The sequence below is a fragment of the Pseudomonas sp. B21-009 genome, assembly GCF_024749345.1.
In the GTDB taxonomy this organism is placed as follows: Bacteria; Pseudomonadota; Gammaproteobacteria; order Pseudomonadales; family Pseudomonadaceae; genus Aquipseudomonas.
This window is the reverse complement of the sequence record NZ_CP087199.1, coordinates 2,167,685-2,181,431: the sequence shown is the minus strand read 5'-3', so window position 1 is coordinate 2,181,431 and position 13,747 is coordinate 2,167,685. Positions and strand designations below refer to the sequence as shown.

Genomic DNA, 13,747 nt, shown 5'->3' with positions numbered 1-13,747 from the left:
TCTACAGCTTTTAGCATAAGTGCGTTGCGCACGCCTTTAATTCAGTGCTGTTGGCGCAGGCTAGAGGTCGTCCTGTGCAGCAGTGAATGGCGCGGGCAGCCACGCTAGCAATTCATGCGACGACATTGGCTGGGCATGGTAAAAGCCTTGCCCTAGTTCACAGCCCATCTCGATCAGTGCGCGACATTCATGCTGATTACTTACCCCTTCAATGACCAGCGCCATGTTCAATGCGCGGGCCAACGCCACGGTGCTGGCAATCACCGCTTTACTGCGCGGCGCCTGGATACTGCAGACAAACTCACCGTCCAGCTTGATCTCGGTGAACGGCAACTGACAGAGCAACTTCAACGACGAGTAACTGACCGCAAAATCATCAATTGACAGGCCACAGCCCATGACCCGCAAACGCAACAGGTTCTCCTGGGTCCTGGGCGGCATCTCGAGCAAGCCGCTCTCCGCCAGTTCGAAAGTCAGGTCTGCAGCCGCCACCCCGTGGCGGCGCAACGCTTGGCGAACATGGTCGATAAGACTCGAGTCGAGCAATTGCGAAGCATGCAGGTTGAAGGACATTTCCAACGGCCGCCCCTCCCGCTGCAACATGCCCAACAGGCTTAGGCCCTGCTCCAGCAACTGTTTGCACATTTCGTCGATCAGGTCGTAAGCCAGTACCGCCGCGAGAAAATCCCGGGGTAGCAGCGATCCCTTCGCAGGGTGTTGCCAACGTGCCAACACTTCTGCCCCGGCCACCTGGCCAGTGACCAGGTGGAACTTGGGCTGAAAGAAAGCCCGGAACTCGCCCAGGGCCAGCCCGCGACGGATGTCTTCTTCATTGGGCAAGGTGCTGCTGGGCAGCGGCGCAACGCTCGTGGCCGGTTGCTGGCGCTTGTAGCCTTGCAGAATCTGTTGCAGCGCTTTGGCCTGGATCGGCGTACTCAGTGTGCCCAGCAGTTCAAGCCCGGAAAACCTAGTCATCTGCTCGATTGCCCGGCGCAACTGCGGTTGAAAATCACAATAGAGAATCACCGCCCGGACCAACGCGAGCTGGCTTGCGCAGTTGAGGAAATCAAGGCAGTCCATCCCTTTGTGGGCAAGATCGCACAGGGCTACGTCCACTGCGCCCTGTCTGTGCATCAAGGCCAGTGCCTGCTCGCCACTGCTGGCCTGGACGATATCGCCGACACCCAGTTGCTGTAGCGCAGAAACAACCGCGCTGCGCTGAACGGAATGTTTCTCTAAAACCAGAATACGCAGTGAGGTCATCGTTCGTCTGCCACTACCATGGAGCCAGGAGCCAGCATTTTGTAGGCAGACAGCCGAATGCTGAGCAAGGAAGTTCTCAGGTATTTGTAGGAATTTTCTCAAGCGATCGATGGATCAGAATTGGCTACGGCGGGTTTACGCACTTGAACTCCATCGCTTTTTACGATGGAACCTATTTTTCAAATAAGCAAAAAACCGATGAGAATGGCCTCACCGAAACACACCTTCAGGTGACGTCATGAAACTGCAAGCCACCCACAAATCCTTTGCTGAACGCATCGTCCACGCCGTCGGCTTCGAACTGATCGCCGTGCTGATCTGCGCGCCGATCGGCGCCTGGCTGCTGAACCGCTCGATGCTGGAAATGGGTGCGCTGGCGGTGATGCTGTCGACCGTGGCGATGATCTGGAACATGCTCTACAACGCGGCGTTCGACCGCCTCTGGCCGGTCAGCCGGGTCGCGCGTACGGTCAAGGTCCGTGCCCTTCACGCCGGCGGCTTTGAAACTGGCTTTGTGCTGATCGGCGTGCCGATCGCAGCGCTGATGCTCGACGTGTCGCTGGTGCAGGCGTTCTTGCTGGAGATCGGTTTCTTCGCCTTCATGCTGCCCTACACCATGGCCTACAACTGGGCCTACGACCTGCTGCGCCAGCGCCTGCTGAGCGCACCGGCAAGCCTAGTGCGGGTGCAATAATCGCGTGAGTAACGCCGGGCCCCTCTTTAGCATCGAGCTAAATAGTGGCATTCTGCACCCCATGGATATCTACGCGATTCGCAAGCACAACCTGCTGCAGTTGCTCGGCACCCAACGCAAGGCCAGCTGTGCCGAGCGCTGGGGCATGAGCCCGGCGCACCTGAGCCAGATCCTGTCGCTGCGCACAGAAAAAAACCTCGGCGATGAAGTGGCCCGGCGCATCGAGCAGGCCGAGCGCCTGCCTGCCGGCTGGATGGATGTGCTACAGGGCGAGGCTGGTGTACCGGCCAGCGGCGAGTTCGTCAGCATCGCCCACTTCGACATCCGCGGCTCGATGGGCAACGGCAACACGCCGCCGGCCCATGTCGAAGTAATCCGCGACCTGACCGTGCACCTGGACTGGCTGCGCGACCAGGGCATCAGTTTTTCTGCCGCGCACAACCTGGCAATCATCAGCGGCGATGGCGACAGCATGGCCGGCACCTTCAACGACGGCGACCCGCTGCTGGTCGACCGTGGCATTCACGAGGTGCGCAGCGATGCCATCTATGTGTTCAGCCTCGACGGCGACTTGTTCGTCAAACGCCTGCAACGCCTGACCGATGGCGCCTTGCGGATGATTGCCGACAATCCGCTGTACCCGCCGGTATTGATCGAAGGCGCGGCGCTGGAAAAACTGCACATTCATGGCCGGGTGCTACTAGTTTGGAACGCGCGAAGAGTATGATGGCAAAACAACCGACCGCCCTGGTCGGTTAATGGACACTAGACAACAGCAGTAGGATGTAGCGATTCCAGCAACGGATTGCTCGACCGAATCCGTGTGACTGAGATCGAATCATGAGCGGTAATCTGTGGGTGTGGGAAGAAGAAGAGCTGCTGGCAATGCGCAGGGCATTTGCCGCACTCAAGGCCGGGCAACCCCAGGCAGAGCGGGTGTCGCAGCGGCGCATGGCCGCCGAGATGGGCGTCAGCGTCACCACCCTGAATGCCTATATGACCGGCAAGCGGGCGCTGGACGTCAAGTTCGCGCTGATGTTCGAACGCCTCACCGGCATCCCCACGCGCAGCTACAGCCCGCGCCTGGCTGACGAGATCGCAAGCCACCGGCACCATCACAAACCTGCGGTCTAGAGCCTGCGCGCCATTGAACGTTGAGCCTCGCTTGGCCTCGTGAAATTTATCTGGTAGTTTTTCATGAAAAAATACCAATAAAAATTCATGAGGTCCGTCGTGTTCAAGCAATCCGCCCAGCATGTCGCCAGCTATTACGCCCAGACCTACCCCACCGCCATCCCTCTGCGCCCTACCCTGCAGGAACGCCTGGACACCGAGGTGCTGATCATTGGCGCCGGCTTCAGCGGCCTGCACACCGCCCTGCGCCTGGCGCTGGCCGGCAAGCGGGTGACCCTGGTGGAAGCCAGCCGGGTGGCCTGGGCGGCGTCCGGGCGCAATGGCGGGCAGGCGTTGCTGGGGTGGTCGTGCGACATGGCGCCGCTGGAAAAGGCCCTTGGCCAGGAACGCGCACGGCGCCTGTGGGACAGCATGCGCTGGGCCGCCAGCGAGCTGCGTGAATTGCCCGAGCGCCACGGTTTTACCGTCGATTACCAGCGTGGCAGCCTGTGGGCGGCAGTGCTACCGCGACGGGTGGCCATGCTCCACGAAGCCAGGCACGAAGCCGAAACTAAATGGGGCTATGACCAGTTGCGGGTGATCGAGCGCGACGAATTGCCCGAATGGATCGGCAGCCCGCGCTACCAGGCCGCGCTGTACGATGCCGAAGGCGCCCACCTCAACCCGCTGAAACTGGCCCAGGGCTTGGCCAACGCCCTCGAAGCGGCCGGCGGGCGGATCTTCGAGCAAAGCCGGGTGCTCAGCTACCGCGATACCCCGGCAGGCTTTGTCGCCCGCACTGAAAAAGGCGAAATCCGCAGCGACGTGCTGGTGCTGGCCTGCAACGCCTACATCGACCAGCTTGACCGACCACTGTCGCAGCGCCTGCTGCCGGTGGGCTCCTATCAGGTGGCCACCGCGCCCCTGGACCCGGCCCTGGCCCGTTCGCTGCTGCCGCGCAACAGCTGCGTGATCGACAACCAGTTCGTCCCCGACTACTTCCGCCTGACCCCGGACCAGCGCCTGCTGTTCGGCGGCGGCTGTACCTACCTGGGCGGTATCCCCAAGGACGTTGCCGCCGCCACCCGCCCGGTGCTGGAACGGGCCTTCCCGCAGCTACAGGGCGTGGCGATCGACTACGCCTGGGGCGGGCATATCGATTGCAGCCTGCGCCGCACCCCGGACATCGGCCGTCAGGGCCAGCGCTACTGGCTGCAGGGCTTCTCCGGGCATGGCGTGCTGCCGACCCTGGCCGGCGCCCGCGCGGTGAGTGATGCGATCCTTGGCAACCACGATTTGCTGGCGTTGTACCAGGCCATCGACAACGGCCGTTTCCCCGGTGGCGACCTGCTCGCCGCGCCGCTGGAAGCTGCCGGCAAAGCCTGGTACCGCCTGCGCGACACTATTTGAGAGAGCCCCTTTATGGACATGCAGGAAGAAATCGAAAGCCTGGCGATCCTCATCCGCGACCTGCGCAAGCACCGCAACCTGACCCTCGGCGAACTGGCCGAACGCATCGACCGCTCGGTGGGCTTTCTGTCCCAGGTCGAGCGCGGCCTGTCGCGCCCGACCGTGGCCGACCTCACCGCCATCAGCGAAACCCTGTGCGTGCCGACCACCTACTTCTACAACCTGAGCAAGCCTCGGCAAGTCGACTGGGTCACCCGCCCCGGCGAACGGCGCACCCTGTACTACGCCGCCGGGGTCACCGACGTGCTGGTCTCGCCCAAGCTCAACGGCGGTTTCTCGATGCTCGAAAGCCACCTGGCGCCCGGCGCCAGCAGCGGTGACGGGCACCTGGACGACAGCTCCGAGCAAGGCGGGTTTGTCCTCGAAGGCGAGTTGAGCCTGTGGCTCGATGACGCCCCGGAGCCGGTCACCCTGCAGGCCAACGACAGCTTCCAGCTGCCGGCGCACAGCCAGTTCCGCTACGCCAACCTGACCGAACACAGTACCCGGGTGCTCTGGGTATTCCGTTGAAACCAAGCGCAGGATCGCACGTGATGACAACAATAAAAGACTGCCCTGATCTGCTTAGTGAAGTACGCGCATTTCGCGCCGAGCATCCTCAGGTGCGTTATGTCGACCTGATCAGCCTGGACATCCCCGGGCACTTTTATGGCAAGCGCTACCCGATCGACATGCTCGAAAAAGTCGCCGCCGGCAGCGCCCTGAAACTGCCGCAGAACTGCGTGCTGCTGGGTGTTCAGGGCGGCCTGCACCCGATCGGCGACTACTGCTTCAACGACGGCGACCCGGACGCGCCACGGCGGCTGATCCCCGGCACCCTCAAGCCGGTGCGCTGGGAGAACCAGCCGCTGGGGCAGATGCTGATCAGCTCTGATGGCACCACCGCGCCCATTGAGTTCGAGCCCCGAGAAGTGCTAGCGCGGGTGCTGCAACGCCTGGAACGGCGCGGCATTCGCCCGGTGGTGGCCTTTGAGCTTGAGTTCTATCTGTTCGACCGCGCGCTCAAAGACGGCCTGCCGCAGTTCCCCCGCGACCCGTTCAGCGGCGATGCCGATGACCAGCCGAACATGCACATCGAGCGCCTGTCGCGCTACTCCGACGTGCTGCGGGACATGGTCGAGGCCGCCAACGAGCAAGGCGTGGACGCCAACGTCATTACCGCAGAACTGGGCCCTGGGCAGTTCGAGATCAACTTCGGCCACTGCGACGACGGCCTGCGCGCCGCCGACTGGGCCGCCCTGTTCGCCCGCAGCACCCGTGGCGTGGCGCTCAAGCACGGCATGCGCGCCAGCTTCATGAGCAAGCCCTACCTCGACGCGCCGGGCAGCGGCATGCACGTGCATGTCAGCCTCTACGACCAGCAGGGCAACAACCTGCTGGCTGCCGACAACCAGCGCCCGCTGCGCCATGCCGTGGCTGGCTGCCTGGAACTGCTGCCGCAGTGCATGCCGATCTTTGCCGCCAACCACAACGCGATGCGCCGCTACGGCGCCATGGTCAACGCCGCGAGCCGCGCCAGCTGGGGCTTTGAAGACCGCGACGCGTGCATCCGCATCCCCGAATCGGACCCACGCAACCTGCGCATCGAACACCGTCTGGCCGGCGCCGACGCCAACCCATACCTGGTGCTGGCAGCGATTTTAAGTGGCATGGAACACGGTTTGGAGGTCGGCAAAGAGCCGATTGCGCCGCTCAACGAAGACCGCAGCAGCGGCATCGACTTTCCCAAGGACATGCTCGCGGCGGTGGCGGCCATGCGTCATCACCCGGTGGTCAATGAGCGGTTGGGCAGTGAGTTCGTCATGGTCTATTGCGAGAACAAGAGGCAGGACCACCTGGCGTTCATGCATGAAGTAAATGCGCGGGAGTATCGCTGGTTTCTTTAACGACTGAGGGCAAAACCCTTGCTGGCTGTACCGGCCTCATCGCTGGCAAGCCAGCTCCCACAGGGTGCGGTGTATACAGATCCATTGTGGGAGCCGGACTTGCCGGCGATCGAGCGCGAAGCGGTCGTAATTTATTTAGCCATTGACGCCACTTTAGCTTGCAGCTAAATATTAGCTCAAGCCCACATCCATTTCAGAGAGGGCCCACACCGAAAACCGAAGGAGAAACCCATGAGCGTCAACATTGACCGCCTAACAATCACCACCCCGGTACCCAAGTCCACCAGCGACCCCACGGCCCTGGAACTGACTGGCGCCCAGGCCCTGGCGCAACTGCCGAAAATCATCGCCAGGCTCGACGACGGCTCCGTCCGCTTCACCGCCCCAACCAAGGGCGCCTCAAGCAAAAGCACCCACCGCACCCGCTGCGAATGGAAAGAACCGACCTACTGGTCGCTCGCCAGCGCCAGCAAACACCACAACCACCAGAGCATGACCCTGAGCAAGGTCAACGCGGCGCAGAAGGTGGTGATCTCGCAACTGCACGTCAAAGACGACGACAGCCCGGTGGTCAAGGTGTTCTGGAACAAGGGCAAGCTCACTTACGGCTTTCGCCGAAGCTACAACCAGAGCGCCCCGGCCAGCGTCACCCTGCTGGCCAATGTGCCGCTGGGCACCGCGTTCGAGATCATTCTCGATGTCACCGCCAAGGGCGTGGTGACCCTCGCTGCCACCTGCAAGGGCAGCACCGCCAGCAGCGGACCATTGCAGATGGATGCCAGCTGGAACAGCCGCACCTTCAACTTCCACGGCGGCGTCTACAACCAGGTTGATTACAGTGACGACACGCCGGCCAGCGACGGCTCGGCCTGCATCATCAGCGCGCTGGCGCTGGGTCACCATTAAGCCCTGAACCCTCTGCCAGGCACTGCTCAAGCCACTGGCAAAAGCTCACAGTCAAGGCCTCCCCTTCACTGTTACGGTGCACCAGCCACGCCCACTTGGGCCCGCGCACAGTCTGCTCGGTCAGCGCTACCAGGTTGCCTTGCGCACGCGCCTGCCCGGCCAGCAAGCCACTCACCAGGGCAATGCCCAAGCCCTGGCTGGCAGCGTCAAGCAACTGCCCGGGGTCGGAAAAATTCAGGCCCTGCAGCTTCTGCCCCACAGCCTCGCCACCCTGGGTGTGCCAGTAGCTCCAGTCCATTTCCCGCTCGCCATGCAGGGTGGTCCGCTGCGCCACGTCGAGCTCCAGCAGGCGCGGGTGACAGGCCGGGTACAGCCGATCCTGAAGCAGCACGCGAAAGCTGCAATCGGCCTGGGCGCTGATGTCGTCGCGCACGGCAATGTCGATGGTCTGGGTGGTCATGTCGGGGATTTCATCGCTGGTGAAGAGCCACAGGTCCACCTCCGGGTGCAGCCGATGAAAGTCGCCCAGGTGCGGCACCAGCCAGTGCCGGGCGAATGCCGGCGTGGTGTTGACCACCAGTTGGTTGGGCTTGCGGTACTGCTCCAGGCGACGGATGCCAACGGTCAGTTGCTGCAGCATCACCTGGGTGGTGCTGAGCAGGTCGTGGCCGGCATCGGTAAGCGACACGCTGCGCCCTTCGCGAAAGAACAGCGGTTGCTCCAGGTAGTTTTCCAGGCTGCGGATCTGCTGGCTGATCGCCGATTGGGTCAGGTGCAGCTCTTCGGCAGCCTTGTGAAAACTGCCCAGGCGCGCCGCCGCTTCAAAACCGCGCAGCGTGTTCAGAGGTGGCCAGTGTTTCAGCATGATTGATAAGCCCAGCTAATCATATATCGGCAAAATCCATCGTTTGTTCAGGTGCAGACCCCAGTTATAGCATGGACACCCCGGCAACCTTGCTGAAAACAATTACTTAACTGAAGGGTATTGCAATGCACAACGACAGCGCCAACAACAACGGCTGGTTCATGCCCGCCGAATGGGCTCGCCACGCTGCCACCTGGATGGTCTGGCCGCACAACCAGGCCCTGTGGGAGTCGACCTGGGGCGTCACCCTGGCGGCTGTGCATGTGGATTTCGCCCGGGTCGCCAACGCCATCGCCCGCTTCGAGCCGGTGAAAATGGTCGTCGACCCCAGCGCCGTCAGCCAGGCCCGGGCGCTGTGCGGGGCCAACATCGAGCTGATCGAAATCGCCGTCAACGACAGCTGGTGCCGCGACTCCGGCCCAAGCTTCATCTGCCACCCGCAGCAAGGCCTGGCCGGGGTCAGCTGGCGCTTCAATGCCTGGGGCGGCAAGTCGGCCCACGACCTCGATGAAGGCCTGGCCCGGCGCGTGCTCAATGGCCTGGGCCTGCCATGCTTCGGCAGTTTTCTGGCCAACGAAGGCGGCGCCATTCATGTCGATGGCGACGGCACGCTGATCACCACCGAATCGGTCCTGCTCAACCCCAACCGCAACCCGGGCCTGGGCAAGCAGGACATGGAAGAAATCTTCGTCCGCCTGCTAGGGGTGAACAAGGTCATCTGGCTGCCGGGCGACCCGGACTACGTCACTGGCGACATGACCGATGGCCACGTCGACGGCGTCTGCGCGTTCGCCCGGCCGGGCGTGCTGCTGGTCGATGCCACCGAAGATCAAACCTCGGTCTACGCCCAGGTGGCGAAGGAGAACCGCCGCGCCCTGGAACTGGCGACCGACGCCCGTGGCCGCAGTTTCGAGCTGATCGACCTGTACGAAGCTTCCGCTGCGGTCGACACCGATGCCGAAGTGTTCTGCGCCTCCTACACCAACTTCTACCTGTGCAACGACGCGGTGATCATGCCCGCCTACGGTATCGACGCCGACCAGCAGGCCGCCGCCACCCTGCAGCAGGCCTTCCCCGGCCGCAGCGTGGTACCGGTGCAAATCAACCAGCTGGCCCATGGCGGTGGCGGCGTGCATTGCATCACCCAGCAGCAACCGGCCTGGCCCCTGAAAGGAGCCAAGCCATGAGCGCGCTGAGCGTCGCCAGCCTGCAGTTGGCCTGCAGCTGGAACCTTGAAGACAACCTCGATAACGCCGAGCGGCTGGTGCGCGAGGCGGCGGCGGCCGGGGCCAGGCTGATCCTGCTGCCCGAGCTGTTCGCCACGCCCTACTTCTGCATCGAGCAATGCCACGAGCACCTGGCCCTGGCGCAACCTTATGAAAACAGCCCGCTGTTGCAGCGCTTTGCCGCCCTGGCGGCGGAACTGAACGTGGTATTGCCGCTGAGCTGGTTCGAGCAGGCCGGCAATGCCTACTTCAATTCGCTGACCGTCGCCGATGCCGACGGGCGCTTGCTCGGCGTCTACCGCAAGACCCACATCCCCAACGCCATCGGCTACCAGGAAAAGGAATACTTCAGCCCCGGCGATACCGGTTTCAAGGTCTGGGACACCGCCGTCGGGCGCCTGGGCGTGGGCATCTGCTGGGACCAGTGGTTCCCCGAGACCGCCCGCTGCCTGGCCTTGCAAGGTGCAGAAATCCTCTTGTTTCCCACCGCCATCGGCTCCGAGCCCGGCGCTGCGGCGCTGGATTCGCGCGACCATTGGCAACTGACCCAGCGCGGCCACGCCGCCGCCAACATCCTCCCGGTGATCACCGCCAACCGCACCGGCGTTGAAGTGGCGCGCAGCGATGCCGAGCTGCACATGCGCTTTTATGGATCGTCGTTCATCACCGACCACAAGGGCCGCCTGCTGGCCGAAGCCGATCGCGACAGCCCTTGCATGCTGCTGGCCGAGCTGGACCTGGCGCACATGCGCGAAGAGCGCCTGACCTGGAGCATCTACCGCGACCGCCGCCCGGAAATGTACGCCACCCTGTTGAGCCTGGACGGCCGTCACCCACACAGCACCTGGAGGCATGGCGCATGAACAGCCTGAAAACCCTGATCGCCCTTTCCCTGGCCCTGGGCTGCAGCCTGGCCAACGCCGAAGACAAAGTGCTGCGCCTGTACAACTGGGCCGATTACTTTGCCGAAGACACCCTCAAGGATTTCACCGCCCAGACCGGCATCAAGGTCATTTATGACGTCATGGACAGCAGCGAAACCCTGGAGGCCAAGCTGCTCTCGGGCAACAGCGGCTACGACCTGATTTTCCCCGGCGACACCGTGGCCGAACGCCTGGCCCGCGCCGGCGCCCTGCAAAAGCTCGACCCGGCCAAACTCGAACACCTGGCAGACATCGAGCCCGGCCTGCAGCGCCTGCACCAGCGCTACCCCAACTCGCGCGAGAGCACCGTGCCCTACACCTGGGGCAGCATCGGCCTGACCTACAACCGCGCGGCCATCGAGCAGCGCATCGCCAATGCCCCGGTCAACAGCCTCGACCTGCTGTTCAAGCCAGAAAACGCCGCGCTGCTGGCCGACTGCGGCATCTCGATGATCGACTCGCCCGACGAAGTGCTGGCGGTGGTGCTGCACTACCTGGGCAAGGACCCGCGCAGCGGCAAGGCCGATGATTTGCTCGCCGCCCGGCAGATGCTCGGGGCAATCAAACCGTACATCCGCAAGTTCCAGTCGCAGCCGGTGACCCAGCTGGTCAATGGTGACACCTGCATTTCCCTCGGTTACAGCGGCGACATGATCCAGGCCCAGCGCACCGCCGATGCCGCCGGTAAAAAGGTCGAGTTCCGCTACCACATCCCGGTGGAAGGCACGACCATCTGGATGGACAGCATGGCCATTCCCGCCGATGCCGCCCACCCGGAATACGCCTACGCTTTTATCAACTTCGTCATGCAGCCGCAGCAGATGGCCGCCATCAGTTCGTTCACCGGCTACCCCACCTCCAGCGCCAAGGCACGGCCGCTGGTCGAGCCGCAGATGCGTGACAACCCGGACATTTACGTCAGCGACGAAACCTACGCGCGGCTGATCCCGGGCAAGGACATTACCCAGAAAGACATGCGCGCGCGCATGCGTACCTGGACCACCCTCAAGACCTCCTCGGCCCATTGAGCCGTCACTACGAGAGCCACACCGATGACACCCCGTCGTACCTTTCTCAAGCATCTGTCAGTCGCCGCCGGCATTGCCGGCCTGGGCCTGGGCCCGTTGCGCCTGGCCATGGCCGCTGACCAGCGCTGGTTCATGCCCGAAGAAGACCAGGCCCAGCGGCGGATCTTCCTGGCGTTTGCCGCCGCCGAAAATGTCTGGGAAGACCAGGCGGACGCGGTCAACAGCTGCATCGCACAACTGGCCCGGACCATCGCCCGCTACCAGCCGGTCAGCGTACTCTGCCGCCCCGAAGACCTGGCCGATGCGCGCGAGCAATGTGGCAGCGACAACATCGAGTTCCTGCCCATGGCGCTGGACGACATCTGGATCCGCGATTACGGCGGCTGCTTCGTCATCGACGACGACGGCAACAGCGCGCTGATGGACTTCAACTTCAACGGCTGGGGCAACAAGCAACGCCACCGCAACGACAGCCGCGTGGCGGCAACGCTGAGCGAAACCCTGAACGTGCCCTACCTGCAAAGCGAGCTGACCGGCGAAGGCGGCGGCATCGAAGTGGACGGCCACGGCACGGCGATCATCACCGAAAGCTGCTGGGTCAATGCCAACCGCAACCCCGACTGGAGCCGCAGCGATGTCGAGGCCGAGCTTAAAGCCAACCTTGGCCTGCGCAAGATCATCTGGCTGCCGGGCATCAAGGGCCAGGACATCACCGATGCCCACGTTGACTTCTACGCGCGCTTCGTCGAGCCGGGGGTGGTGATCGCCAACCTCGACAACGACCCGGACTCCTACGATTACCGGGTCACCCGCAAGCACCTGGAAATTCTCAAGCAGGCCACCGACGCCGACGGCCGCCGCTTGACCGTGCACCTGCTGCCGCCACCGGGCAAATTGCGCAGCAACCGCTTTACCCGCGACAACCCGGAGTTTGCCGCCGGTTACATCAACTACCTGCCGATCAATGGCGCGGTGATTGCCCCGCAGTTTGGCGACCCGAAAGCTGACCAATACTGCAAGCAGTTGCTGGCCAAGTTGTACCCGGGGCGGACCATCGAGCAGGTCAACATCGACCCGATTGCCGCGGGCGGCGGCGGAATTCATTGCGTCAGCAAGAACAGGCCGGCGACTGATTAGCCCCGAGCAAACGCCTTAGCTTAATCGGCGATAAGAAACACCGTTATAAACGCCAAGTTCCAATCTGATTAATTATCATCAGACCTGACCTTTACAAACCAATAAAAAGCGCTATTGTTCTCTTCGCCAGGGACTGGCAATTTGATGTCATTGAGCCTTGGCATTAAACCCCACGACAAGGATGAGCAAAAATGGGCAGAAGCAATAGTGTCAACAAACTGTTGGAAGAAGAGAAAAAGAACCGTGAACGGCTTGAGCAGATTTCCAGGGACTTGATCACCCAACAGAAAAATGCTGAATCCGAATTACAGGCAGACCAGATTCAATTTTATACAAACAGCCAACGCACCTGGAAGTATTCTTCCTACGTCACCGGGGCGAATTCAGATTTCCAGCTTTCAGACACCTGGAGCCTTGAGAACCTGAAGAAAATAATCGATCAGATCACCAATGCAGTCGTCGGCACGGTCACCGGTACCATCACCGGTCTGCCGGAAGGTACCACGGCCTCGCCTGATGCAACCAAAACCAACGCCAGCGGTGGTTTGACCGAAGACACTCGGCTAATGATCGCCGCCAACTGCCTTAACCTGCTGTCGGGCCTGATCAACTCGTTCGGCCACTCAAGCAAGATTCAGGTGAGCACTGCAAAAAGTAGCGTGCCGCTCGGCCAAGGCTTGAGAATTTTTGCATCGGTTGCCTGCAATGTGTCTCAGGAGCGAAGTTTCTTCAATAACAAAATCATGAGCTGCTACCGCTATTGCTACAACGTCAACTATTCACTCGACGAGTTCTCCGAGCAAGCCGAAAGAACATTGGTTGCACAGTACGAGTTGACCCTCAACGCACTGAACACCGCGGCAAAACTCAACTATGACAACTTCGTTTCAAAACAGATCGATATTCGCCAATACATGGAGACCGCCGACTACATTGAAGAAAAAACCGTGCAAGTCGTTGCCAAGATCGAAGCATTAAAACGTAAAGATGGTGACCTTGCCGGTATTTCCACGCTGTACCAAAAACAACTGGCATTCCTTCAAGGTTGCAAGGTCGAGTTTGGCTTTGACAGCAAGGTTTCGACACATATTCAAGGGCAGGTGGATAAATTCTCCGGTGATTCGAAAGTTGCACTAGGCAAACGTTAATCCACGCAGTATTTGCCCTGCCGGCGCAATGCCGGCAGGGCAAAGCGGTGCCCGATACCATGATCGGGCAGTTGCTTGCAGGCCTGTT

The 13,747-nt window shown here is 61.9% G+C and carries 14 protein-coding genes; 12 read left to right on the top strand and 2 right to left on the bottom strand.

Annotated elements, in window-relative coordinates:
* Window positions 1-60: 60 nt before the first annotated feature.
* Window positions 61-1,365, bottom strand: a complete 1,305-nt coding sequence (locus tag LOY34_RS10060) for an EAL domain-containing protein (RefSeq protein ID WP_195883644.1) — start codon at window positions 1,363-1,365, stop codon at window positions 61-63.
* 136 nt (window positions 1,366-1,501) lie between these two features.
* Here LOY34_RS10060 and LOY34_RS10055 point away from each other — a divergent pair, with 136 nt between their 5' ends.
* From LOY34_RS10055 to LOY34_RS10025, 7 genes are all read left to right on the top strand, one after another.
* On the top strand, window positions 1,502-1,957 hold the full coding sequence (locus LOY34_RS10055; RefSeq protein WP_230090840.1) for a multidrug/biocide efflux PACE transporter: 456 nt from the start codon (window positions 1,502-1,504) through the stop codon (window positions 1,955-1,957).
* Window positions 1,958-2,018: 61 nt separating this feature from the next.
* Window positions 2,019-2,684, top strand: a complete 666-nt coding sequence (locus LOY34_RS10050) for a S24 family peptidase (RefSeq protein WP_195883643.1) — start codon at window positions 2,019-2,021, stop codon at window positions 2,682-2,684.
* A gap of 113 nt (window positions 2,685-2,797) precedes the next feature.
* Window positions 2,798-3,091, top strand: a complete 294-nt coding sequence (locus tag LOY34_RS10045) for a helix-turn-helix transcriptional regulator (RefSeq protein ID WP_045201548.1) — start codon at window positions 2,798-2,800, stop codon at window positions 3,089-3,091.
* Between the two features lie 99 nt (window positions 3,092-3,190).
* Complete coding sequence (locus tag LOY34_RS10040; protein ID WP_195883642.1) at window positions 3,191-4,480, top strand: FAD-binding oxidoreductase; 1,290 nt, start codon at window positions 3,191-3,193, stop codon at window positions 4,478-4,480.
* 12 nt (window positions 4,481-4,492) lie between these two features.
* Complete coding sequence (locus tag LOY34_RS10035) at window positions 4,493-5,050, top strand: helix-turn-helix domain-containing protein (protein WP_045201551.1); 558 nt, start codon at window positions 4,493-4,495, stop codon at window positions 5,048-5,050.
* 23 nt (window positions 5,051-5,073) lie between these two features.
* A complete protein-coding gene (locus LOY34_RS10030) occupies window positions 5,074-6,426 on the top strand; it encodes a glutamine synthetase family protein (protein ID WP_195883641.1) in 1,353 nt (450 codons plus the stop codon).
* 231 nt (window positions 6,427-6,657) lie between these two features.
* Entirely contained in the window at window positions 6,658-7,332 is a 675-nt protein-coding gene (locus tag LOY34_RS10025) for a polysaccharide lyase family 7 protein (RefSeq protein ID WP_195883640.1), read from the top strand.
* Here the strand turns inward: LOY34_RS10025 and LOY34_RS10020 are convergent.
* Window positions 7,304-8,197 (bottom strand): LysR substrate-binding domain-containing protein, encoded by an 894-nt coding sequence (locus LOY34_RS10020; RefSeq protein ID WP_123567510.1) that lies wholly within the window; start codon window positions 8,195-8,197, stop codon window positions 7,304-7,306. The two genes, LOY34_RS10025 and LOY34_RS10020, sit on opposite strands and share 29 nt — an antisense overlap.
* A 125-nt stretch (window positions 8,198-8,322) precedes the next feature.
* On the opposite strand from LOY34_RS10020, the gene LOY34_RS10015 reads away from it, so the two are divergent.
* The 5 genes from LOY34_RS10015 to LOY34_RS09995 all read left to right on the top strand — a co-directional run bounded on the left by LOY34_RS10015 (window position 8,323) and on the right by LOY34_RS09995 (window position 13,659).
* Entirely contained in the window at window positions 8,323-9,384 is a 1,062-nt protein-coding gene (locus LOY34_RS10015; RefSeq protein WP_195883639.1) for an agmatine/peptidylarginine deiminase, read from the top strand.
* Window positions 9,381-10,286 (top strand): N-carbamoylputrescine amidase, encoded by a 906-nt coding sequence (aguB, locus tag LOY34_RS10010; protein ID WP_195883638.1) that lies wholly within the window; start codon window positions 9,381-9,383, stop codon window positions 10,284-10,286. The genes LOY34_RS10015 and aguB overlap by 4 nt, the downstream gene beginning before the upstream one ends.
* On the top strand, window positions 10,283-11,374 hold the full coding sequence (locus tag LOY34_RS10005) for an extracellular solute-binding protein (protein ID WP_195883637.1): 1,092 nt from the start codon (window positions 10,283-10,285) through the stop codon (window positions 11,372-11,374). Before aguB ends, LOY34_RS10005 begins: the two co-directional genes overlap by 4 nt.
* 24 nt (window positions 11,375-11,398) lie before the next feature.
* A complete protein-coding gene (locus tag LOY34_RS10000; RefSeq protein WP_195883636.1) occupies window positions 11,399-12,511 on the top strand; it encodes an agmatine/peptidylarginine deiminase in 1,113 nt (370 codons plus the stop codon).
* 191 nt (window positions 12,512-12,702) lie between these two features.
* Window positions 12,703-13,659 carry a hypothetical protein gene (locus tag LOY34_RS09995; protein ID WP_045201567.1) on the top strand — a complete coding sequence of 319 codons (957 nt, stop codon included), beginning with the start codon at window positions 12,703-12,705 and terminating at the stop codon, window positions 13,657-13,659.
* Window positions 13,660-13,747: the final 88 nt, after the last annotated feature.